We start from the raw sequence: 22,122 nt of genomic DNA on the forward strand, positions 1-22,122 counted from the left end.
TGCTCGGATCTTAACCCGCGCCCCCTGCCGGAGCGGGGTGCCGTCTCATGCGCGCGGCGGGTCCGTGACGAGCGTCACGGGCGGGGGGGCGACGGCGCGGGCGAGGACCTCGACGAGGAGCGGGCGGACGACGTCGGGCGGGAGGGCCTCGAGGGTGGCCATGACGGCGGCGAGGTCGTCGGGGAGGCCGTCGGTGAGAACGTGCTGCGCGAGGGCGGGGTCGGGGGTCGCGGGGCCGCGGCCGCGCACGTCGGCGGCCGCGTCGTGGAGGGCGGTGGCGAGGTCGTCGGCGACGCGCTGCGTGACGGGGGTGATCGTGAGGTGAGCGGTGCGGGGCAGGACGGTCCCGTCGGGCTGGGTGAGGGCGGGCTGGGCCTGGGCGAGCCAGCCGCGGCGGCGCAGGGCGTCGACGAGGTGGAAGGGGTCGACGCGGTCGGCGTCGGGGGCGTCGTCGTCGGTGGCGAGCGCGAGGAGGGGTCCGGTGGGCCGGCCGACGACGCGCAGTCCGGCGATGGCGGTGGCGGCGTCGCGCAGCCGGGTGGTGGCGTCGCGGGTCTGGGCGACGAGCGCGGCGAACCCCTGGTCCCCGAGCGCCTCGACCACGGCCCACGCGGCGGCGAGGCCTCCCGCGGACCGGGAGCCGAGGACGGTGGGGTTGACGACCGGGTAGCCGGGCCAGGCGGTCGTCGCGAAGTACTGGGCGCGGTGCCGGGCGGGGTCGCGGTAGAGGACGACGGAGGCGCCCTTGGGGGCGAAGCCGTACTTGTGCAGGTCGGCGGAGATCGAGGTGACGCCGTCGACGGCGAGGTCCCACGGCGGGACGTCGTCGCCCCACCACGGCAGGACCCAGCCGCCGATGCAGGCGTCGACGTGGCAGGCGACGCCGCGGGCGGAGGCGCCGGCGGCGACCTCGGTGACGGGGTCGACGACGCCGAACGGGTAGCTGGGGGCGCTCACGACGACGAGGGCGGTGCGGTCGTCGACGGCGGCGAGGACCGCGTCGGCGTCGGGCGTGCCGCGGGCGGGGTCGACGGGCACGGGGACGACGTCGAGGTCGAGGTAGGCGGCGGCCTTGTGGAACGCGGGGTGGGCCGTCGTGGGCAGGACGAGGGTCGGCCGGGCGTGGACGCGGGCCGGGTCGGCGGCGCGCCAGGTGTCGCGCGCGGACTTGACGGCGAGCAGGCAGGACTCGGTGCCCCCGGTCGTGACCGACCCGGCGGTGTCGGGTCCGCCGTGCAGGACGTCGCGGGCACGGGCGACGAGGCGGCTCTCCAGGGCGGCGACGGACGTGAACGTGGTGGGGTCGAGCCCGTTGACGGGCAGGAACAGCTCGACGGCGCGGGCGGCGACGGCGTCGACGTCGGCGCGACCGGAGTCGTACACGTAGGACAGGACGCGGCCGCCGTGCGTGGGCGGGTCGACGCGGCGCAGGTCGGCGAGGTCGGCGAGGACGTCGGCGGCGGGCCGGCCCGTCCACGCGCGGGTCACGCGGCCACCCCCGTCGTCGGGGCGTCGACGACCGCCTCGGTGAGCCGGTACCGGCGGAGCGTCGCGACGCTCGCGGCCGTGAGGACCGCGGGGAGCAGACTGAACGCGAGCGCGATGCCCGTCACCGCCGCGGGGGGCTGGTCCGCGAGCGCGCCGCCCTCGCGCGAGACGAAGCCGGTGACCGCGAGCGCGCCGAGGACGAGCGTCGGGCCGAGCGCGAGACCCGCGGTCTCGGCGGCGGTCCAGACGCCGCCGAGGACGCCGGCCCGGTCGGTGCCGCGTTCGCGGGCGTCGACGGCGGCGACGTCGGGGAGCATCGCGAGGGGGAAGAGCTGCATGCCCGCGTAGGCGACGCCGGCGAGGGCGACGAGCGCGTAGACCCACGGGCCGGGGGCCCAGCGCATGGGGACGAGCGCGAGGGTCGCGACGACGAAGAGGCCGGACGCGGCGACGTACCCGCCGCGCTTGCCGAGGCGTCGTCCGGTGCGGGTCGCGAACGGCATGACGAGCAGCGCGGGGGCGACGAGCGCGACGAACAGCACGGTGACGGCGCCCTCGGAGCCGAGGACGTAGGTGGCGACGTACGGGGCGCACGCGAGCATGGCGCCGGTGGCGAGGGCCTGGAGCACGAAGGTCGCGAGGAGCGTGCGGAAGGCGGGGATCTCGCGCAGGGCGGCGACGCCGAGGCGGAGGGCGTCGCCGCGCACGCGGGGTCGTGGGGCGACCGCGGGGCCGTCGGCGGGCGGGGTGACGGCGGCGCGGCGGGGTGCTCCCCACCAGGCGCCGAGCATGCCGAGCCCGAGCACGGCGCCGCAGACGACGCCCATGACGAGGTAGCCGGTGCGCCCGCCGCCGGCCGCGTCGCGCACGAGGGGGCCGCCGGCGCCGAACGCGAGGATCGCGACGGCGAGCACGGCGATGCGCGGGGCGAGCAGCCGGGTGCGCTCGGCGGAGGTCGACGCGATCTCGGCGGGCAGGGCGATGTACGGGACCTGGAAGAGGCTGAACGCGGTGGCGGCACCGACGAACCAGACGACGACCCAGGCGGCGGCGGGGACGCCGGCAAGGGCGGCGGGTGCCGCGAAGACGGCGGCGAACAGCGGCGGCAGCGTGAGTGCGCCGGCGAGCAGGTAGCGGCGGCGGCTGCCGTGCCGGGCGGCGGACGCGTCGGAGCGGGCGCCGACGAACGGGTCGATCACGACGTCCCACAGCTTGGGCACGGTGACGACCAGGGACGCGAGCCCGGCGGCGACGCCGAGCGTGTCGGTGAGGTAGTACGCGAGCACCAGGCCGGGCAGCGTGCCGAAGCCGCCGGTGCCGACCGAGCCTGCCGCGTAGCCCACCACGGTGCGCCGCGGCACGTGCGCGGCGGGTGACGTCGTCGTCATGGGCGCCGATGATGCCAGGGCGGGGGCGCGGTCCGCGGGCGGCGCGCGACGCGCGTCAGACGGGCCGCACGGCGACCTCGACGTCGTCGGTGCCGTCGAGCAGGACGGGGACGGACGTCGTCGAGACGAGGTCGCCGGGCGTGAAGGCGCGCGCGTCCGGGTCGGCGCCGGCCCGGACGCGGACCGTGAAGCGGCGGCGGGGGTCGGGGCCGGCCGCGGCGGGGACGTCGACCTCGAGGACCGTGCCCTCGGCGGGGACGTCGACGTCGCGCAGGAGCCGCTCCCCCACGCGGACGGCGGGGGCGTCGGCGCGCGAGACGTCCTCGACGGACACGAGCAGCGAGGGCAGCGTCGTCGGGGCGCCGGTGCCGGGCAGGGCGACGCGCACCCGCACGCTCGCCGCGGGGTCGTCGTCGGGCGTCATCGCCCCACCGTAGTCCGTGTGACGTATCTCACACCGAGGCGTGGGGCTCCTCTTCCTCGAGGCGCGGGCCGCCGGGGCCCGCGCGCCAGGGGAAGGCACCACCATGGCCACGAAGAGCACGTCCGGGTCCGGCGGGGGCGGCGGCCGCCGCCGCAGCGAACCCACCGGCGGGCCGACCGGCGGCACGCCCGAGCGTCCCGAGGAGCGCTCGTCCGTCGACACCGGCACGACCGTCATCAGCGGCGTCGGCTTCGCCGAGAAGGCGGTCACCTACGCCAAGGTCGGCGACCTCGCGGTCTTCGAGGGCGACATCGTCCTCGGCCGGCACGCCGACCTCGAGGCCGCGCGCGCCCGGGGCGACGACGTCTCCTTCGGCGTCGCGATCACCGGCAGCCGCTACCGCTGGCCGAACGCCACCGTGCCGTACGACATCGACCCCGCGCTGCCGAACCAGAACCGCGTGACCGACGCGATCGCGCACTGGGAGCAGTACACGCCCCTGCGGTTCGTCCAGCGGACCGCCGCGAACGCCGGCACCTACCCCAACTACGTGCACTTCCTCGACGGCGGCGGCTGCTGGTCGGCCGTCGGCATGGTCGGCGGGCGTCAGGACCTCTCGCTCGGCAGCGGCTGCACGACCGGCAACGCGATCCACGAGATCGGGCACGCCATCGGGCTGTGGCACGAGCAGAGCCGCGAGGACCGCGACAGCTTCGTCACCGTCAACCTCGCGAACGTCGACCCCGGCTACGTGCACAACTTCGACCAGCACATCAGCGACGGCGACGACATCGGGGACTACGACTACGGCTCGATCATGCACTACCCCGCCACGGCGTTCTCCACCAACGGGCAGCCCACGATCGTGCCCGTCCAGCCCGGCGTCCAGATCGGCCAGCGCCTGCGGCTCTCGGACGGCGACATCGCCGCCGCCCGCACCCTCTACCCCACGAACCCCCAGCCGACCATCAAGAAGGTCACGGACGACCCGGGCGGGTTCAAGAAGCCCATCGACGACCAGACCGGGTTCAAGAAGGTCCGCGACGACCACAAGCCGTTCGTCGACCCGCCGAAGCACCTCCTCGACCCGAAGCAGCTCCTCGACCCCAAGCAGGTCCTCGACCCCAAGCACGTGTTCGACCCCAAGCACGTGTTCGACCCGCCGAAGCAGCTCACCGACCCGCCCAAGCAGCTCATCGACCCGCCCAAGAACGCGTTCGACCCTCCCGGCGGGCTCGGCGGCGGCCTCCCGCCGATCCCGCTCCCGCAGCCCGGCGGCGGCCTCCCGTTCGCGCTCGCGACGCCCCACCACGCCGCGTCCGCAGCCGCGTACGAGCCCGCCCCGGTGGCGCCCGCGGACCAGACCGCGGCGCTCCTCGCCGCCGCCGCGCAGGCCGCCGAGGTCGCCGCGCAGGCGCTCGCCCAGGTCGCCGCCGCGCTGCGTGCGCTCGGCGGCCAGACGGGTCCGGGCGCATGATCCTGATCGAGTCGCACGAGGGCGACGACCACCTCGCCCCCGTCCGCACGGAGCTCGAGCGCCGCGGCCACGACGTCGTGGTGCTCGACTCCGGGCGCTACCCGCTCGCCACCGCCGTCACCGTCGCGTACGACGACGGCGACGGCCCGGCGCTCGCGGTCACGGTCGACGGCAAGGAGCACGACCTCACCGACTGCCGTGCGGCGTGGTGGCGTCGGCCGCTGCCGTACACGCTCGACCCGTCCGTCACCGACCCGGCCGCGCAGGTGTTCGCGCTCACCGAGAGCGACGAGGGCCTGCGCGGGCTGCGCGCGCTCCTGCCGGCCGTCTGGGTCAACGACCCCGACGCCGACACCCGTGCTTCCCACAAGGCGTACCAGCTGCGCGAGGCGCGCCGGGCCGGTCTCGTCACGCCGCGCACGGTCATGACCAACGACCCCGACCGGGCCCGGGCCTTCGTCGCGACGCACGGGCCGGGGCGGACCGTCTACAAGTCGTTCCTCGCCCAGGTGTCGGCCTGGCGCGAGACCCGCGTGCTGCGGCCCGACGAGGTCGAGCTGCTCGACGCCGTGCGGCACGCGCCCGTGATCTTCCAGGAGTACGTGCCCGGCGACGTCGACCTGCGCGTCACCGTCGTCGGGGACGCCGTGCACGCCGCCGCGATCCACTCGGCCCGCACGGCCTACGCGCTCGACTTCCGGCTCGAGCTCGACACCGTCCCCATGGAGCCGTACGCACTGCCCGCACCCGTGCGCGACGCCGTCGTGCGGCTCATGCGCCGGCTGGGGCTCGTCTACGGCGCGATCGACCTGCGCGTCCGGCCCGACGGCGAGCACGTGTTCTTCGAGGTCAACCCGTCCGGGCAGTGGCTGTTCGTCGAGGAGCGCACGGGCCTGCCGCTCACGCGCACGTTCGTCGACGTGCTCGCCGGGCTGGACCGGGACCCCGCCGACGGGTGCGTCACCTGCGAGCAGAACCGCCCGGTCAGCGCACCGGGCTGACCGGGACCGGACCGCGGCCCGGCCCGCGCGCGTCCCGGTCGCCGCCCGTCACCCGGACGGGCGGCGACCGGACGAGGACCAGGTCACCCGGATGCCAGTCATGCCCCGTGACCTGCGCGCCGATGTCTAGGAGGTGCTGGGTCCCGTACCGGTGTGGGTCACCGTGCTGCAGCTGCTCGTCGCCGGTCTCGTGGCGGGCTTCTGCGTGCTGCACTGGCTCTGGCGGCGCGGCGAGGCACGCCACCCCGGCGCCGCGTGGTCGCTGCTGTGGTCGGCCGACGTCGCGCTGCTGCTGCTCGTCGGCGGCCTGTTCCCCCTCGTCCCCGCGGGACTGCCGCGCGACGCCGTCGAGGTCACGCACGGCCTGCTCGTCGCGGGCTTCCTGCTGATCGCCCTGCCCGCCGCGCAGGCGATCGGGCACGGTGCGTCCGTGCGGTGGTGGGTCGCCACCGCGACCGTCCTGCTCGTCGCGCGCACGGTGTCGTGGTTCGTGCCGGCCCCCGAGGCGGCGCTCGTCGACGTGGGCTGCCTGCTCGCCGCCGTGCTCGTCGTCATCGTCTACGTGCTGGTCGCGTTCGGCCGCACGCCCATGGGGTCGCTCGGCACGCTGCTCGTCATCGCGGGCGTCGAGTCCGTCGCCATCCTCCTGGCGGGCGTCCTGCTGCCCGACGAGGCGCTCAGCGCGATCCTCGCCGCGCTCTGGGCGGTCCCGCTCGCCGTCGGCCTCGAGGTGCTCGCGCTGCGCCGCCTGGTCGGCGCGCAGGACACCGCCGCCCGCCAGCACCGCATGCGCGACGCCGTCGCGAGCCTCTCGAACGCCGCGTGGTTCGCCCGCGACCCCGAGCGGCTGCTGCTCACGGCCCGCGACGCCGCGCGTGCCGTCCTCGACGACGACTCCATCGAGGGCTCGCTGCGGCCGATCGCCCGCGGCCGGTTCGTCGCCGAGCTGTTCCCGGCCGAGGGCACCGACCTCGACCCGCACGCCCGCAGCTTCCTCGTCGACCTCGCGCAGATCGTCGCGGCCGCCGGAGAGCGCTACCACCTCAACGACCGTCTCCACGCGACCGCGTTCTCCGACCCGCTCACCACGCTGCCCAACCGGCGCGCCGTCGAGCAGCACCTCGTCGACGTGCTCGACCGCGCGAACGTCGAACGGACACGTGTCGCCGTCGTCTACTGCGACGTCGACGGCTTCAAGCGCGTCAACGACGAGCTCGGCCACGCCCGGGGCGACGCCCTGCTCGCGCGCGTCGCCGACCACCTCCGCACGGTCGTCACGGGCGAGGACGTCCTCGTCGGACGGCTCGGCGGCGACGAGTTCGTCGCGATCGTCGCGCGCGCGCCCGAGGACGCGGCGCTCGTCGCGCTCGCCCGCTCGCTGCGCGAGGGTTTCGAGGACCGGTCGCACGGCGGCCGCCCCACGCGCCTCACCGTCGGCGTGGCGACCTGGGTGCCCGGCGACGTCGTCGACCCCGACGCGCTCGTGCGGCACGCCGACACCGCGATGCTCGAGGCCAAGCGCTCGCGCAGCGGGTTCCGCGTCTTCGACCGCGCGCTGCGCCGTCGCGTCGAGGCCGAGCGGCTGCAGCGCGTCGCGCTCGAGGAGGCCGTCGCGCTCGGGCAGTTCACCGCGCACTTCCAGCCCGTCGTCGACACCACCACGCTCGAGGTCCTCCAGGTCGAGGCGCTCGCCCGGTGGAACCACCACGGCCACCTCGTGCTGCCCGCGGACTGGCTCGACCTCGCGGAGGAGTCCGGGCTCATCGTCCCGATCGGCCTGGCCGTGCTGCGCGAGAGCCGGCGCGCGCTCGACCGCTTCCAGATGCCCGTCGCCGTCAACGTGGCGTCCCGCCAGCTCACCGAGCCCGACGCGCTCGAGCAGTTCGAGACCGCCTGGGGCGACTCCTACTGGGAGCATCTCACGCTCGAGATCACCGAGAGCGCGCTCGTGCAGACCGTGCAGGCCGTGCCCGTGCTGTCCGAGCTGCGGGCCCGCGGCGCGCGCGTCGCCGTCGACGACTTCGGCACCGGCTACAGCTCGATCTCCCGCCTCGGGCGCCTGCCCGTCGACGTGCTCAAGATCGACCGCTCGTTCATCCGCGAGCTCGGCACCGAGCGCGGCCGTGGCGCGGTCCGGGCGATCCTCGCGCTCGCCGAGAACCACGGGCTCGACGTGGTCGCCGAGGGTGTCGAGACCGCCGCGCAGCTCACGACGCTCGTCGACCTCGGGGTGCGACGCGTGCAGGGGAACTTCCTCGGACGCGCGACCCCGTCGCTGCCCGTCCGCGGCCCGCGCCCCGTCACCGAGGCGATCCCGGTCGTGACGCCCGCGCACACGCTCCGCAGCGTGCCGACGGCCCGCGTCGGTCGGTAGACGCGGGCCGTCGGGCGGTCCTCCGGGGCGGCTCGGCTCAGGCGAGCAGCGTCGGCTTCAGGTCGACGATCCGGCCCAGGAGGCCGTTGACGAACGCCGGCGAGTCGTCGGTCGACAGCGACCGGGCCAGCTCCACGGCCTCGTCCACGGCGACCGCGTCGGGCACGTCGTCGTTGAAGAGCACCTCCCACGTGCCGAGCCGCAGCAGCGCACGGTCGACCGCAGGCATCCGCTCGATCGTCCACCCGTGCGCGTGGGTCGCGAGCAGCTCGTCGATCCGCTCGCGGTGGGCGACGACCCCTTCGACGAGCTCGACCGAGTACTGCGGCAGCGCCGCCTCGGTGCCCGGCTCGGCGATGCGCTGCGCGAGCAGCGTCACCGGGTCGAGCCCGCGCTGGTCGGCCTCGAAGAGGACGTCGAGGGCCCGCTTGCGAGCCTTGGTGCGTGCTCCCACGTCAGTCGTTCACGCGGCCCAGGTAGCTGCCGTCGCGGGTGTCGACCTTGACCTTGGTGTTCGCCTCGAGGAACAGCGGCACCTGGATCTCGTAGCCCGTCTCGAGCGTCGCGGGCTTGGTGCCCGCCGACGAACGGTCGCCCTGCAGGCCCGGCTCGGTGTACGTGACCTCGAGGACGACCGACGGCGGGAGCTCGACGTACAGCGGCACGCCCTCGTTCGTCGCGATCAGCGCGCTCTGGTTCTCGAGCAGGAAGTTCGCGGCGTCGCCGACCGTGGCCGCCGAGACGTGCATCTGGTCGTACGTGTCCGTGTCCATGAACACGAACTCGTCGCCGTCCTTGTACAGGTACTGGTAGTCGCGCTTGTCGACGTTCGCCGTCTCGACCTTCAGGCCGGCGTTGAACGTCTTGTCGACGACCTTGCCCGAGAGGACGTTCTTCAGCTTGGTGCGGACGAACGCGCCGCCCTTGCCGGGCTTGACGTGCTGGAACTCGACGACGGTCCACAGCTGCCCGTCGATCCGCAGCACGGTGCCGTTCTTGAGGTCGTTCGTGGTCGCCACAGTCGTCGCTTCCTGTCGTGGGTTCGGGAGGATGCGCGGCGCCGCCGGGACGCGCCCACCGGCCGGCGCGGATGCACCGGGGCTGTCGCGTGGCCCGGGCAGGCCGCAGACCGCCGACCATCCTACCGTGCGCGCACGTCCCGGCCCGTCGCGCCCGCCGGTCGCCCGTCGGGACGCGTCAGAGGGTGAGCGTCCAGGCCGCCACGAACCCGACCGCCGCGGACCACAGGAGCGAGGCGAGCGTGCCGATGACGAACCGCTCCGACGCCCCGGGGTTCTCGCGCAGCTCCGGGTAGCGGCCGAGGCCCTTCACCGCGACGACGACGGCGATGCCCCCGGCCTCCCCGACCAGGAAGCACCCCGTCACCGCGAGGCGCTCGAGGATGCCGACCCACGTGCCGCCGCGCAGCACCGCCTGCGCACCCTCGCCGCGCGGCCCGTCGGACACCGCGAGCGGCGACGGGTGCAGCCCGGCCACCGCCTGCGCCTCCGCCGCCTGCGGCGCGACCGGCTCCGCACCGGCGGTCCCCGCGCCGGACGGCGTGCCCGTGGCCCCCTCCGCCGCCAGCGCGTGCGCGCCGGCGTGGCCCGGCCGGCCCGCGTCGCGCGAGCGCGAGGCGAGGCGCAGCACGAGCGACACGACCGGCCAGCCTCCCGCGGCGGACAGCGCGAGCGCGGCGACGACGACGACCGCGACGAGCGGTGCGGGCACGGGGACCTCCGGGGACGTCAGGGACGAGCCGGACGATCCTCCCCCACTCCCTGCGCCCAGGCCAGCAGCCGCGCGGCAGCTGGCCGCGCCGCGCGCTCCTCGGCCCAGAGGGCGGCTCGCAGCCGCTGGCTCACGGCCTGCTGGGTGACGCCCAGCCGGGCCGCGAGCTCGTCCTGGCGCGGCGCCTCGACGCTCATCGCGTCGGCGACGACCCAGCCGGCCTCGGACCGGCGCGCGGCGACGGCGGCGACGAGGACCAGCACCGCCTCGGCGTCGCGCCCGGCCCCGTCGTCGCGTCCGCGCACCGCGAGCGGGACGGTCCGGCTGCGGCTCTTCGCGGCCTCGACCGCGGTGCGCGCGAGCACGAACGCCGGCCCGCTGCCCGCGCGCGGGGAGCTTGGGAGCGGCTCGTCGACGGGTCCGGCACCGATGCCGACCGTCCACCCGCCGAGCCGCAGCACGTGCAGCGCGACGTCGACCACGGGCTCGGGGTCGTCGTAGACGCCCTGCACCTCGTCGCCGACGGTCCGCTCGAACCCGCGCAGCGGGTCGACCCCCGTCTGCTCGTGGTGCGCGGCGAGGTCCGCGAGCAGCTGCTCGACACGGTCGCCGTGCCGGCGGCTCCCCCGCTGGTCGATCGTGAGGACGAACATGCGACAAGTCTGCATGCTTGTCGTACAGACAACAAGCCCTGGTGCTTGTCCCGCGCGGGACCGTGCGACCTCAGACGCGCAGCGCGATCGCCGTCAGCGCCAGGCGGTAGGAGTCGAAGCCGAACCCCGCGACCGTCCCCGTCGACACGCCGCCCACGACCGACGTGTGCCGGAACGCCTCGCGCGCGTACGGGTTCGTGATGTGCACCTCGACCAGCACCAGGCCCGCCGACGTGACCTGCGCCGCCGCGTCACGCAGCGCGTACGAGTAGTGCGTGAACGCGGCCGGGTTGAGCACGACGTGCGCACGCGTGTCGACGGCCTCGTGCAGCCAGCCCACCAGCTCGGACTCGTCGTCCGTCTGCCGGACGTCGGCGTCGATGCCGAGGTCCACGCACCACTTCTCGACCGACGCCGCGAGGTCGTCCAGCGACGCCGAGCCGTACACGTCGGGCTCGCGCACCCCCAGCCGGGCCAGGTTGGGACCGTTGAGCACCAGCGCGCGCGTCATCGCCCCAGCCTAGGCGACACGCCGGTGCGCGACGCGCCGCGCACCACCGGGCGGACGCGTCACAACGGCACCGCGCGCGACGGCGCGGCAGCGCCCTCGCTGACCTCGGCGTACGCCGCCGCGAGCAGCGTCGGGTCCGGGCCCTCGAGCCGCACCGGGCGGCCGACGTCCTCGAGCACGACGAAGCGCAGCAGGTCGCCGCGCGTCTTCTTGTCGCGCCGCATCGCCGCCACGAGCCGGTCCCAGCGGTCACCCCGGTACGACACCGGCAGGCCGAGCGAGGTGAGGATCGCGCGGTGCCGCTCGACGACGTCGTCCGAGAGCCGGCCCGCCAGGCGCGCGAGCTCCGCGACGAACACCATGCCCACCGACACCGCGGCGCCGTGCCGCCACTGGTAGCGCTCGACCTGCTCGATCGCGTGCCCGAACGTGTGCCCGTAGTTGAGGATCTCGCGCAGGCCCGACTCCTTGAGGTCCTCCCCCACGACCCGCGCCTTGACCGCCACCGCACGCTCGACCAGCTCGGCCAGCACCGGCGACGACGACGCGGCCACCGGGTCGCGCAGCAGCGCGACGTTCTGCTCGACGAGCTCGAGGATCCGCGGGTCCGCGATGAAGCCGCACTTCACGACCTCCGCGAGCCCCGCGACGAAGTCGTGCGCCGGCAGCGACTCGAGCGCCGCGAGGTCGCAGAGCACACCCGCGGGCGGGTGGAACGCGCCGACGAGGTTCTTGCCCTCCGCCGTGTTGATGCCCGTCTTGCCGCCCACGGCCGCGTCGACCATCGCGAGCAGCGTCGTCGGGACCTGCACGACCGTGATGCCGCGCAGCCACGTCGCCGCGACGAACCCGCCCAGGTCCGTCGTCGCGCCGCCACCGAGGGCGACCACGGCGTCCGAGCGCGTGAAGTCCGCCTGGCCCAGCACGCCCCACAGGAACGCCGCGACCTGCGACGTCTTCGCCGCCTCCGCGTCCGGCACCTCGGCGGCGAAGGCCTCGTAGCCGTGCCCCAGCAGGTCCTCGCGGACCGCCTCCGCCGACGTCGCGAGCGCCGCGGGGTGCACCACGAGCACCCGGCGCACGCCCTCGCCCAGCAGGGCCGGGAGCTCGCCCAGCAGGTGCCGGCCGATCACCACGTCGTAGGGCGCGTCGCCCTCGACCCGGACCGTCGTGCTCATCGCTCCCCCTCCGCGCCCGCCGCCGGACCGTCGCTCACCCTCAGGACCGTCAGGCCGTCCTCGACCGCCACCGCGACGTCCGCGGGCCGCAGCCCGTCGGTCAGCACGCGCAGCGTCGCGACCTCCTCGTACACCGGCCGCCGCGCCTCCATGAGTGCCTGCCACCGCGCGCGCGGGTTGCCCAGCAGGAGCGGCCGCGACTGGTTGAACCCGACGCGCGGCGCCGCGTGCGCGAGCGTCACGTCGAGGAACACGACCGCCCCGCCCCGCGCGCGGTACACCGCGAGCGCCGCGCGCGTGTCCGCGTGCAGCACCGCACCCCCGCCCAGCGCCAGGACGCCGTCGTGCTCGGCGAGCGCCGCCAGCACCGCGTCACGCTCGAGCGCGCGGAAGTGCGGCTCGCCGTCGTCGACGAAGATCTCCGCGATCGGCTTGCCCGCAACGCGCTCGACGTCCGCGTCGGTGTCCCGCACCGCGAGCTGCCAGCGCTCGCCGAGCGCGTGCCCCACGGTCGACTTGCCCGACCCGGGCGGGCCGACCAGGACGACGCGGGGACCCGGTGCGCGGCCCGCGCCCGTCACGACAGCAGCGACGGGATCGAGGCGACGTACGCGTCCAGGTTGCGCCGCACCTCGGCCACGCTGTCACCGCCCGTCTTCTCCAGCAGCGCGTCGGCCACGACGAGCGCGACCATCGCCTCGGCGACGACCGCCGCGGGCGGCACCGCGCACACGTCGGAGCGCTGATGCTGCGCCTTCGCGGCCTCACCCGTCGCGGTGTCGACCGTGTCGAGCGCGCGCGGCACGGTGGAGATCGGCTTCATCGCCGCGCGCACGCGCAGGATCTCGCCGTTCGTCATGCCGCCCTCGAGACCACCCGCACGGTTCGTGCGACGGACGATGCGGCCCGACGTGTCGCGCTCGATCTCGTCGTGCGCGACCGACCCGCGTCGGGCGGCCGTGCGGAAGCCGTCGCCGACCTCGACACCCTTGATGGCCTGGATGCCCATGAGCGCGGCGGCGAGCCGCGCGTCGAGGCGCCGGTCCGCATGCACGTAGGAACCCAGCCCGGACGGGAGCCCGTACACCAGGACCTCCACGACGCCGCCGAGAGTGTCGCCGTCCTTGTGGCACTCGTCGATCTCGGCGACCATCGCAGCCGACGTCGAGGCGTCGAAGCAGCGGACCGGGTCGGCGTCGAGCGTCGCCACGTCGTCGGGCGTCGGGAGCGCGGCGTCCTCGGGCACCGCGACGGGTCCGATCCCCACCACGTGCGACACCAGGCGCACCCCGGCGGCCTGCTCGAGCAGGTGGGCCGCGACCGTGCCGAGCGCGACGCGCGTCGCCGTCTCGCGGGCGCTCGCGCGCTCGAGCACCGGGCGCGCGTCGTCGAACGCGTACTTCCGCATGCCCACGAGATCCGCGTGGCCCGGTCGAGGGCGCGTGAGGGGCGCGTTGCGGGCGCGGTTGAGGACCTCGGGGTCGTCGACCGGGTCGGCCGACATGACGTCGACCCACTTGGGCCACTCGGTGTTGCCGATCTCGATCGCGACCGGCCCGCCCTGGGTCCGGCCGTGGCGGACGCCGCCGAGCAGCCGCACCTCGTCCTGCTCGAACTTCATACGGGCGCCGCGCCCGTACCCGAGCCGCCGGCGGGCCAGCGCCGCCTGGACGTCGGACGAGCGGACCTCGACGTCCGCCGGGACGCCCTCGAGGATCCCCACCAGCGCGGGGCCGTGGGACTCACCGGAGGTCAACCAACGCAGCATGCCGCGATCCTCCCATGACGCGGTCCACCCCCCGGACGACTGCCCGGGGGGTGGACCGTGAGCGTGCGCGGGGGTCAGCCCCCGAGCGGCACCATCGGGTTCTTGTTGGGCACCGCGCCGGGCAGCGCCGGGGCCGGGACCTCGGGGTCGGCCGGTGCGACGGGTGTCGTGCTGTCCGGCAGGACGAACACCATGCCCGTGAGCTGCACCTCGAGGTCGCCGACGGCCGTCGCCGGACGCCCCGCGCCCGCCTCGGTGTCGGACTGGCCGTTGCCCTGCACGTCGGTCAGCAGGAACAGCCGGGTCGTCCCCGTCTGGAGCGCGTTGACGAACGCGAGGATGCCGTCGTAGCTGCCGACCGCCGTCATGGACAGCTGCACCGTCGCCATACCGGCCGGCACCGCGGGGCCAGCCGGTGCGGCGGGCTGGGCCGCCGGGTCGGTGGCCGTGTCGGCCGGCGTCTCCCCGTCCTGTCCGCTCACGCCCGCACCGCTCATCTCCTCGTCCTGCGCAGGCGCCGCGGCTGCCTGCCCGACGAGGGTGAAGGCCGACGGGATCGACGGGGTGACCGTCGTGAGCGTCACGCCGTTCGCGTCCGCGATGGTCTGGAGCTCGCGCAGGTACTCCGACTGCTGCGCCGTCGTCGGGACCTGGGCGCGCAGAGCAGCGAGCTCCGCCTTGTACTGCTCGAGGTTCTCGTACTGCTTCGCGAGCTTGGTGATCCGCTGCGCGAGCGCCTCGTTGGACTCGCGGACCGACTGCGCCTGCAGGCGCGTCTCGCCCGCCGTCGCGAACACCGGCCCGATCAGCAGGAACCAGCCGCCGGCCACGAGCACGAGCGCGAGCAGCGCGGTGCCCGTGACCCACGAGGCCGTCTTCGATCCGCCCATGTCAGTTGCCCTCCTGGACCGTCGGGTCGTAGCGGTGCGAGAGCGCGGCGTCGGTCACGTCCACGGACATCTGCACCGAGAAGTAGGTCGTGCCCGAGCCCTCCGCCGCCGTGATCGCCATCGTCGACGCCCACGGCGAGCTGAAGCCGGGGACCGTCCGGAGCGCGTCGATCCACTCCGCCGTCTTCGGCAGGGTCGCGGAGCGCGCCGCGAACGTGATGGTGCCGACCGCCGGGGTCGTCGCGAGCGGGTCCTGCACCGCCGACGGCGCCGCGAGCGGCGAGGGCCCGGCGATCTGGAAGGAGTCGAGGGTGACGTCGGCCGGCAGCACGGCCGCGATGGCGTCGATGTACGACTTCCACTGCACGTCCTGCGCCATGCCGACCGTGCGCGCGTCGGTCGTCGCCGCGATCGCGGTCAGGACCTGCGGCACCTCCGCGTACTTGCGCTCCTCGTCGCGCAGGCGGATCGTCTCGGCGTCCGCCTCGGTGAGCTCGTCGGCGGCGACGCCGCGGTCGACGAGCGCGAACGTGTACACCGCCCCGACCAGCGCGACCACGACGACGAGCGCGATCACGAGCCACCGCTTCACGGTCGCCAGGGCGCGCGTCGCCCGGATCTCGGGCGGGAGCAGGTTGACCTGCGGGAGGCCGGCCGTCGTCGGGCGGCCCGGCGCGGCCGGCTTGCCCTTGACCGTCGCCTGCTTCTGGAGGACGGGGCTCATGCTGCGACTCCGAACGCGAGGCCGACGGGGAGCGCGACGAGCGACTCCTGGCCGGTGAGGGCGGAGCGGTCCAGGCCGGACCCGAACTTGAATCCGGCGAGGCCGTCGCCGAGCGTGACGGGCAGACGCGTCGAGCTCGAGATGTACTGGCCGAGGCCGGGCAGGTGCGAGCCGCCGCCGGTCAGGGCGACGACGTCGATGCCGGCGCCGGGGTGGTTCGCGCCGTAGTAGACGAACGTGTTGCGGATCGCCTCGATGATGGCCTGCGCGGTCCCGTCGATCGCCTGCGCGACCGCCTCGTACCCGGCCTGCGGGGCGAAGCCCACCCCGACGTGCCGCTTGAGCGCCTCGGCGTCCTGCGCGGACACCCCGGCGGCCGCGGCGACCGCGTCGGTGACGTTCTGGCCGCCGAGCGGCAGCATGCGCGCGAGCTGCGGCATGCCGTTCGCGGCGACGACGACGTTCGTGATGCGGGCGCCGATGTCGACGAGCGCGACCGTGCGGGTCGCGAGGTCGCCGCGGACGACCGACCGCAGCAGCGCGAACGCGTTCAGATCGACCATCACAGGCCGGAGGCCGGCACCCTCGACGGCGAGGATGTTCGGGACGACCGTGTCACGCTGCGCGGCCACGAGCATGCCCTGCAGGACGCGGCCCGTCTCGCCCTCGCCCTCGCCGGTGGCGAAGTAGTCGAGGAGCGCATCGGTCGTCGCCATGGGCAGCATGTCCTGCACCTGGAACGGCAGGGCCTCACGCACCTGGGCGGCGGGCATCCACGGCAGCTGCAGGTCGCGCACCAGGACGCGCTGGTTGCCGACACCGAGGACGACGTCCTTGCCGGAGAACCTGCCCTTCGCCCAGAGCTCGCGCAGCGCGGCGGAGACGATCGTCTGCTCCACGACCTCGCCGTCCCGGACCGCTCCGGGCGGGAGCGGGACCTGGCCGAAGTGCAGCAGGGTCGGCTGCGACCGGGCCGGCCCGCCGCTGCCGAACTCGACCTCGGCGGCACGGACCGCCGAGGTGCCGATGTCGAGTCCGATCACTCGCGTGGAAGCCACGTGACATCCCTTCGTGGGAGGAGCTTGTGCCGGTCATATCGGCACGGGGGCGGACGTCCTTGAGGCGTCCGCGACCGGTGGTTGGAGGTCGTGCGAAGCGGGCTCGCAGGCCCGGCGACCGAGGTGGACGCGGGTGCGCGCCCGGTCAGAACGTGCCGGTGTACGCGGCCCAGAGCCGCTCGCCGACGACCAGGCCGATCCAGGCTCCCGCGAGCATCCAGGGGCCGAACGGGATCTGCGAGCGCCGACCGGCGCGGCCGACCGCCATGAGGACGACCGAGAACACGCCGCCCACCACGAACGCGCCGAACGCGCCCACGACGAGCGCGCCCCAGCCGACCCACGCGAGGTAGGCGCCGAGGACCACGGCGAGCTTCGCGTCGCCCCAGCCCATGCCCCCGCCCGCGTAGACGATCGCGGAGACCACGACCAGGACGGTGTAGAACAGCCCGAGCGCAGCCGCACCGACCAGGGCCCGCAGCAGCGCACCCCAGTCGGCCTCGCCGCCGGGGTTCCACGACGCGAGCGCGAGCAGCGCGAACGTGACGGGGATGGACGGCAGCACGATCGCGTCGGGCAGCCGGTGCACGTCGAGGTCGATCACCGTCAGCACGACGGTCAGCGCGGCGAGGACGAGCAGCGCGGGCAGCGCCCACGACGCCCCGACCCAGAAGGTCACCGTCGCGAACGCGAGGCCCGTGACGAGCTCGACGACGAGGTACCGCGGCGAGATCGCGGCCCCGCAGTCGCGGCACCGTCCCCGCAGCACGAGCCACGACACGACGGGGATGTTGTCCCACGACCGGATGTGGTGCCCGCACGACGGGCAGGCGCTCGGCGGCGAGACGACCGACTCGCCGCGCGGGACCCGCCAGGCGACCACGTTGAGGAACGAGCCGACGACCAGGCCCAGCACGCCCAGGATCGGGATGAGGACGGGGGTCAGGTCGTACGGGTTCGTCGGGTCCATCTAGCCGGTCTCCTCCAGGTAGTTGCCGACCTCGGCCTCCACCTCGTCCGCAGGCGCGTTCCACTTCTGCGCGGAGCTGCCGTTGCACGCGGTGACGACGAGCGTCGACCACTTGCCGACGTACGGGTTCGGCCCGAGACCGACACAGCGCCCCGTCGAGTCGCGGATGGTCCAGCTCGTGGCCTTGTCCCCCGTGCCGGTGCTGCGCGTCCACCGCTGCGCCGTGTTCGAGAGGCTGCACGAGCTGGTCAGCGTCGGATAGTACGCGGACCCGAGCGAGCTCGGGTTGGTCGCACCGGTGGGCGACTGCAGGCAGTACTGCGTGCCCGCGGAGCTGTAGACGAAGATCAGCTGGGCCGGTGCCGTCGTGCCGACGAGCGGCTCCTCGTAGAACCACTTGTGGTTCCAGTAGAGGCCGGACGCGGCGGGCGGGTCCTGCTTGCACGGGTAGCTGATCATGAACGCCTTGTTGACGTCCGTGTCGGTCACGTCGAAGCAGCGGCCGAACTCGAGGTAGTTGACGATCTGCCGCGTGTTCGCGCTCGCCGCACCGGGGCCCACCGCGGGGTCGGGCGAGAACGCGCCGGTCGTCGTCTGGTTCTGGCACGAGCCGACCTGCAGGTTGTCGCCGTCGACCGGGTTGCCGGAGGTCCGGCCCGAGAACAGGCACTTGCTGGTGTCGTCGTTGATCGACGAGTTCTGGCCGACCCACGTCGCGTTGCCGCCGCTGTGCCACGCCCAGAGCTGGTTGTAGGACGGCGAGCCGCAGCTCGCGAGCGTGATGCTCGAGCCGGAGTACGAGAGGCACAGCTTCGTGCCGCTCGTCGTCGAGCTCGCCAGGGTGAGCGTGTAGTCCGAGTCGTAGATCCACAGCTCGTAGTCCTCGTTGGCCGAGGAGCCGCACGACGCGGCGCTGCGGTACTTGACGGTCGAGCCGGCGGTCAGGCCGCTCGCCCGCAGGCAGAATCCGGAGTTCCAGTTGTAGATCCGACCGCCGGCGACGTTCTGCGTGGTCGTCTCGAACTTGTACGTCATCGAGATGCCGCGGTCCGCCTGCGACGCCGCGACCTTGCTCCCGGTCGGCGCCTGCCCCTTGGAGGTGATGAGCGCGTACGCCGGCAGCGCGGTGCCCGTCCCGTTCGTCGGCGAGCACGTCATCGCGTTCGACGCGAGCCACGCGTCGCTGCGCCCGGCCGGGTCGTCCATGAAGTAGCGCACCTGCGTCGAGTAGGTCGACGTGCCGGCGGTGCCCTCGACGGAGCCCGTCACGGTGCACGGCAGCTGCCGCGGGTCACCGTAGATGCGGCCCGTGAAGTCGGGCGCGGCCTGCGCGGTGCGGATGCGGCCGAGCGCCGACTCCACGCCCGCCTCGGCGGCGAAGATGGTGCGCGTGCTCTTCTCCGAGAAGATCGTGGGGCGCACCTGGTTCGCGACGAGCGCGAGCGTGAGCATCGCGAACCCGCCGACGACCATGACGAGCATGATCGCCGTCAGCATGGCGATCCCCGCGTCGGGTCGGCGACCCGCCTGCCGCACGCGCGCGAAGACCTCGCGGATCCCGCTCATCACGCTCCTCCTCATGGGCGCAGCCCGGCGACGTTGCACGCCGGCCGGTCCGAGACGCCGTTGGCGTCGCTGTCGGCGTTGCCGTCGGAGTCCGTCGTGCTGTTGCGCGCGATGAACGACGACGACGTGGACTGGACCTTCGCGTTGGCGTTGACGTTGACCGAGATCGCGACGTCGAGCGCCTGCCGAGGGTGCTCCGAGTTCGCCGGCGTCATGACGAACACCGGGATCGGGGTGGGCGGCGATGTCGTGCGGTCGACGCTCTGGAGCGCGCTGCGCACCATCGGCACGAACGCCGGGACCGTGCCGCCCTGCGGCCACGTCCGCATCGCGAGCGTCCGTGCGGTCGGGTCCCACCGCCACTGCACGCATGTCACGACCCCCGACGGGGCGGCCACGGCAGGGATGCGGAACTCCACGTACTGCTTGCCGCCCGAGCCCGCGCCCGGGAAGTTGATCGCGTCGGCGTAGCGGACCTGCTTGTCGAGCCGCTGGAACGCCACGCGCAGCTCGTCGCCGGCGCGCGACGTCGCCGCCGCCCGGGCGGTGTTCTTGGACATCGTCACCATCGCGCCCATGAACACCGCGATGACGATCGTGAAGATGCCCATCGCGACGATGAGCTCGACGAGCGTCATGCCGGTGTCACGACCCTGGTCCTGCGAGCGGCGCAGCCGCTCCCGAAGCACGCGCATCAGTTCACCTTCACGTAGGCAGTCACCGTCGCCGACTGCCGCAACCGGTTGTCGATCGGGTTCAGGCGATACGTGAAGCTGCAGGTCCCCGTCTTGTTCGGAGCGCTGTACTGCACGTTCCCCGACGCCCAGCTCGTGCCCTGGTTCGACGCGATGGTGATGCATGCCGGGCCCGGGCTGGACACGATCTCGAGGGTCGTGCCCGCCACGGAGCCGTCGTTCGCGCCGACCTGCAGCATGCGGTTCGACTGGTTCTTCGAGACCGTCGTCTGCGGGTCGTCGGCTGCCTTCGGCTGGACGAGGATCGTCGCCGTCGCGGTCGCCGACCAGGTCGTGCTCGGGGCCGGCGGGGCGACCTGGTAGGTGAACGTGTAGACACCGGCCGTCTGGGCGGGCGGGCGGAACGCCACCGCGCTGCCGACGCCGTTGACCGCCGCGTTGTTGCCGTCGAGGCGCAACGTGCCCGCGCTGGGCAGCGACATGATCCGCACCCGGTAGTTGGCGGCGTTCCCGTTCGCCGTCTGGAGTGGCAGCGGGACGTCGGCAGGCGTGATCACGGCGTCCGTCTCGAACGTCCGGTTCCCGGCGACCGGCGGGATCGGCGCAGCCACGACGACCGTGCCCGTGCCGATGGTGCTCGTGTACGCGCCCTGGGTGAACGTGTACCGGAAGGTGTAGGTGCCCGTGGAGGCGGGGGCGGTGTACGTGAACGACGAGCCGGAGGCGACGACGCTGCCGCCGGTCGCGGGCTGCACCACGGCGAGGCCGCTGGCCGCGGCACCCCACATCGTCGTGACGGGGATCGCGACGGCCTGCCCGGGGTACGCGTTCCCGGTCAGCGGCCGGGCCATCGGGTTGACGTAGGCGTGCACGACGGCCTGAGCGGTGCGCGCGGCGATCGTCACGCGGTAGGTGAAGGTGACCTCGCCCCACGCGTCGTCGCTCGGGTCGTACACCACGCGCCCTGTCGAGGTGTCGACGGTCGCGGTGCCCGCGGGCGTGCTGGTCCCGGCGAGGACCGGGTTGGACACGATGGAGACGGGGTTCGTCGTGATCGCCATGATCGTGTCGTTGTCGAGCACGTCGATCTCGATCACGTCGTCGGCGTCGACGGACACGGAGTCGTCGACGGCGAGCAGGCGCGTGGTGTTGTTCCACTTGAGGTCGTTGCTCGGGTCGACCAGGGAGGCGATGTCGTAGCGGCACGTCGACGCCTTGCACGTCCCGGTGGTGTCGGCCCACGACACCGTCACGTACGCGCGCATGAGCTGCATGTAGCCGGTCGTCGACACGCCTGCGGCATCGCCACCCGTGCGGGTGCACTGCGCGGCGGGCGTGGCCTTCGCGCGGTAGCAGAACCCGACGAGCGTGCGGACGGTGTAGCGGATGCCCGACTCGTCGACGGTCTGCGTGAGCTTGATCTTGTCGTCGCCGACGCCCGCGGCGGGGAGCGGGCTCGTCGCCTTGTCCCACGCGGGGTAGCTGTCGCCGAGGCCGGGCGTCCCCTCGGTCACGGCGGCGTTCCACGCGGTCGTGACGTCCGACTGCTTGCGCCCCACGACGAGGCCCGAGGTCCCGGTCGCCGACGCGCGTGCGACGAGCGAGTACACGTCCTCCATCGCGCGGTTCCCGACCGCGACGCCGCTCTGCTGGCGCTGCTGCGAGCTGACGCTGCGCGAGCCGCCGACGAAGAAGTACAGGGAGGCCGTCGCGACGATCGACAGCACCAGCAGCGCCACGATCACCTCGACGAGCGTGAAGCCGTCGTCGTCGCCGCGCAGACGCAGTGCACCCGCGGTGCGACCCGTCCGTCCGTTCACGCCCGTCTCCTCGGTGGTGGTATGCGAGCAGGTCGGGTCGCGAGACGATGCTCGCGACCCGACCCGTTGTCAGTGCGTCAGCCTCACGGCGTCGGCGCGGACGCCGCCGCACCGGGCGCGCCCGGCACGAGGCCGCCGTTGCTCGTGTAGTTGAAGACCTTGGTGGCCGACGTGTTCGCCGTGCCCTTCTCGTTGAAGCCGCTGATCGCGTACGTCTGCGAGGTGGAGTCCACGACGACCGAGACGACGTTGCCGGGGCTCAGCTTGATGTCGATCGCCGCGTTGGAGGTCGCGCCGGCCGAGTTCGCCGCGATGGTGATCTTGTTGTTGGTCTGCGACGCGGTGTTCGCGGCGATACCGCCGGAGGGGTACTGCTGCCAGTCGGTGTAGAACGTCTCGAGCTCGT

Annotated in this window: 22 protein-coding genes; 3 read left to right on the plus strand and 19 right to left on the minus strand. The window is 74.1% G+C overall.

What is annotated here, in order from left to right; genetic code table 11:
- Positions 1-45 precede the first annotated feature (45 nt).
- Genes KOV94_RS16280 through KOV94_RS16290 form a run of 3 tightly spaced genes read right to left on the minus strand, consistent with a single transcriptional unit; the run spans position 46 to position 3,300 of the window.
- The gene (locus KOV94_RS16280) at positions 46-1,488 is read right to left on the minus strand and encodes a pyridoxal phosphate-dependent decarboxylase family protein (RefSeq protein ID WP_218052613.1); all 1,443 of its coding nucleotides are present in this window, start codon (positions 1,486-1,488) and stop codon (positions 46-48) included.
- A complete protein-coding gene (locus KOV94_RS16285; protein ID WP_218052614.1) occupies positions 1,485-2,876 on the minus strand; it encodes an MFS transporter in 1,392 nt (463 codons plus the stop codon). Before KOV94_RS16285 ends, KOV94_RS16280 begins: the two co-directional genes overlap by 4 nt.
- Before the next feature lie 55 nt (positions 2,877-2,931).
- A complete protein-coding gene (locus KOV94_RS16290; protein ID WP_124344164.1) occupies positions 2,932-3,300 on the minus strand; it encodes a hypothetical protein in 369 nt (122 codons plus the stop codon).
- Between the two features lie 103 nt (positions 3,301-3,403).
- Here KOV94_RS16290 and legP point away from each other — a divergent pair, with 103 nt between their 5' ends.
- The 3 genes from legP (at position 3,404) to KOV94_RS16305 (ending at position 8,152) form a co-directional block, all read left to right on the plus strand.
- Positions 3,404-4,777: a Dot/Icm T4SS effector Zinc-dependent metalloprotease LegP gene (gene legP / locus KOV94_RS16295; protein WP_218052615.1), complete on the plus strand. Its 1,374-nt coding sequence runs from the start codon at positions 3,404-3,406 to the stop codon at positions 4,775-4,777.
- Positions 4,774-5,778 (plus strand): MvdC/MvdD family ATP grasp protein, encoded by a 1,005-nt coding sequence (locus tag KOV94_RS16300; protein WP_218052616.1) that lies wholly within the window; start codon positions 4,774-4,776, stop codon positions 5,776-5,778. The genes legP and KOV94_RS16300 overlap by 4 nt, the downstream gene beginning before the upstream one ends.
- 133 nt (positions 5,779-5,911) lie before the next feature.
- Positions 5,912-8,152, plus strand: coding sequence for a putative bifunctional diguanylate cyclase/phosphodiesterase (locus KOV94_RS16305; RefSeq protein ID WP_218052617.1), 2,241 nt, complete (start codon positions 5,912-5,914; stop codon positions 8,150-8,152).
- Positions 8,153-8,189: 37 nt separating this feature from the next.
- On the opposite strand, the gene nusB is transcribed toward KOV94_RS16305, so the two are convergent.
- The 16 genes from nusB to KOV94_RS16385 form a co-directional block, all read right to left on the minus strand.
- Positions 8,190-8,606: a transcription antitermination factor NusB gene (gene nusB / locus KOV94_RS16310; protein ID WP_124344335.1), complete on the minus strand. Its 417-nt coding sequence runs from the start codon at positions 8,604-8,606 to the stop codon at positions 8,190-8,192.
- A gap of 1 nt (position 8,607) precedes the next feature.
- A complete protein-coding gene (efp, locus tag KOV94_RS16315; protein WP_124344336.1) occupies positions 8,608-9,171 on the minus strand; it encodes an elongation factor P in 564 nt (187 codons plus the stop codon).
- Positions 9,172-9,349: 178 nt separating this feature from the next.
- A complete protein-coding gene (locus tag KOV94_RS16320; protein ID WP_218052618.1) occupies positions 9,350-9,883 on the minus strand; it encodes a hypothetical protein in 534 nt (177 codons plus the stop codon).
- Between the two features lie 17 nt (positions 9,884-9,900).
- Positions 9,901-10,536 (minus strand): hypothetical protein, encoded by a 636-nt coding sequence (locus KOV94_RS16325; protein WP_124343953.1) that lies wholly within the window; start codon positions 10,534-10,536, stop codon positions 9,901-9,903.
- A 70-nt stretch (positions 10,537-10,606) separates the two neighbouring features.
- The gene (locus KOV94_RS16330) at positions 10,607-11,047 is read right to left on the minus strand and encodes a type II 3-dehydroquinate dehydratase (protein ID WP_218052619.1); all 441 of its coding nucleotides are present in this window, start codon (positions 11,045-11,047) and stop codon (positions 10,607-10,609) included.
- Between the two features lie 59 nt (positions 11,048-11,106).
- On the minus strand, positions 11,107-12,225 hold the full coding sequence (gene aroB / locus KOV94_RS16335; RefSeq protein WP_218052620.1) for a 3-dehydroquinate synthase: 1,119 nt from the start codon (positions 12,223-12,225) through the stop codon (positions 11,107-11,109).
- Positions 12,222-12,806 (minus strand): shikimate kinase, encoded by a 585-nt coding sequence (locus KOV94_RS16340; RefSeq protein ID WP_124343956.1) that lies wholly within the window; start codon positions 12,804-12,806, stop codon positions 12,222-12,224. Before KOV94_RS16340 ends, aroB begins: the two co-directional genes overlap by 4 nt.
- Positions 12,803-13,993, minus strand: a complete 1,191-nt coding sequence (gene aroC, locus KOV94_RS16345) for a chorismate synthase (RefSeq protein ID WP_124343957.1) — start codon at positions 13,991-13,993, stop codon at positions 12,803-12,805. The genes KOV94_RS16340 and aroC overlap by 4 nt, the downstream gene beginning before the upstream one ends.
- 74 nt (positions 13,994-14,067) lie before the next feature.
- The gene (locus KOV94_RS16350; protein ID WP_218052621.1) at positions 14,068-14,883 is read right to left on the minus strand and encodes a hypothetical protein; all 816 of its coding nucleotides are present in this window, start codon (positions 14,881-14,883) and stop codon (positions 14,068-14,070) included.
- Position 14,884: 1 nt separating this feature from the next.
- Positions 14,885-15,607: a PilN family protein gene (locus KOV94_RS16355; RefSeq protein WP_124343959.1), complete on the minus strand. Its 723-nt coding sequence runs from the start codon at positions 15,605-15,607 to the stop codon at positions 14,885-14,887.
- Positions 15,604-16,665, minus strand: a complete 1,062-nt coding sequence (pilM, locus tag KOV94_RS16360; RefSeq protein WP_124343960.1) for a type IV pilus assembly protein PilM — start codon at positions 16,663-16,665, stop codon at positions 15,604-15,606. The genes KOV94_RS16355 and pilM overlap by 4 nt, the downstream gene beginning before the upstream one ends.
- Before the next feature lie 145 nt (positions 16,666-16,810).
- Positions 16,811-17,635, minus strand: a complete 825-nt coding sequence (locus KOV94_RS16365) for a prepilin peptidase (protein ID WP_124343961.1) — start codon at positions 17,633-17,635, stop codon at positions 16,811-16,813.
- Positions 17,636-19,201 carry a ricin-type beta-trefoil lectin domain protein gene (locus KOV94_RS16370; protein ID WP_160142921.1) on the minus strand — a complete coding sequence of 522 codons (1,566 nt, stop codon included), beginning with the start codon at positions 19,199-19,201 and terminating at the stop codon, positions 17,636-17,638.
- An 11-nt stretch (positions 19,202-19,212) separates the two neighbouring features.
- On the minus strand, positions 19,213-19,896 hold the full coding sequence (locus KOV94_RS16375) for a PulJ/GspJ family protein (RefSeq protein WP_160142922.1): 684 nt from the start codon (positions 19,894-19,896) through the stop codon (positions 19,213-19,215).
- The gene (locus KOV94_RS16380) at positions 19,896-21,716 is read right to left on the minus strand and encodes an Ig-like domain-containing protein (RefSeq protein ID WP_218052622.1); all 1,821 of its coding nucleotides are present in this window, start codon (positions 21,714-21,716) and stop codon (positions 19,896-19,898) included. The genes KOV94_RS16375 and KOV94_RS16380 overlap by 1 nt, the downstream gene beginning before the upstream one ends.
- Before the next feature lie 83 nt (positions 21,717-21,799).
- Positions 21,800-22,122 (minus strand): hypothetical protein (locus tag KOV94_RS16385; protein WP_218052623.1); only part of this gene is annotated, 323 nt, incomplete at its 5' end.

Origin of the sequence: Cellulomonas algicola (assembly GCF_019024305.1) — a bacterium.
Taxonomy (GTDB): domain Bacteria; phylum Actinomycetota; class Actinomycetes; order Actinomycetales; family Cellulomonadaceae; genus Cellulomonas; species Cellulomonas algicola.

Coding starts and splice junctions, on each gene's coding strand:
- KOV94_RS16285 (WP_218052614.1), bottom strand. CDS start 2,876: ATGACGACGACGTCACCCGCCGCGCACGTGCCGCGGCGCACCGTGGTG.
- KOV94_RS16290 (WP_124344164.1), bottom strand. CDS start 3,300: ATGACGCCCGACGACGACCCCGCGGCGAGCGTGCGGGTGCGCGTCGCC.
- legP (WP_218052615.1), top strand. CDS start 3,404: ATGGCCACGAAGAGCACGTCCGGGTCCGGCGGGGGCGGCGGCCGCCGC.
- KOV94_RS16300 (WP_218052616.1), top strand. CDS start 4,774: ATGATCCTGATCGAGTCGCACGAGGGCGACGACCACCTCGCCCCCGTC.
- KOV94_RS16325 (WP_124343953.1), bottom strand. CDS start 10,536: ATGTTCGTCCTCACGATCGACCAGCGGGGGAGCCGCCGGCACGGCGAC.
- KOV94_RS16330 (WP_218052619.1), bottom strand. CDS start 11,047: ATGACGCGCGCGCTGGTGCTCAACGGTCCCAACCTGGCCCGGCTGGGG.
- aroB (WP_218052620.1), bottom strand. CDS start 12,225: ATGAGCACGACGGTCCGGGTCGAGGGCGACGCGCCCTACGACGTGGTG.
- aroC (WP_124343957.1), bottom strand. CDS start 13,993: ATGCTGCGTTGGTTGACCTCCGGTGAGTCCCACGGCCCCGCGCTGGTG.
- KOV94_RS16350 (WP_218052621.1), bottom strand. CDS start 14,883: ATGGGCGGATCGAAGACGGCCTCGTGGGTCACGGGCACCGCGCTGCTC.
- KOV94_RS16355 (WP_124343959.1), bottom strand. CDS start 15,607: ATGAGCCCCGTCCTCCAGAAGCAGGCGACGGTCAAGGGCAAGCCGGCC.
- KOV94_RS16365 (WP_124343961.1), bottom strand. CDS start 17,635: ATGGACCCGACGAACCCGTACGACCTGACCCCCGTCCTCATCCCGATC.
- KOV94_RS16370 (WP_160142921.1), bottom strand. CDS start 19,201: ATGAGCGGGATCCGCGAGGTCTTCGCGCGCGTGCGGCAGGCGGGTCGC.
- KOV94_RS16375 (WP_160142922.1), bottom strand. CDS start 19,896: ATGCGCGTGCTTCGGGAGCGGCTGCGCCGCTCGCAGGACCAGGGTCGT.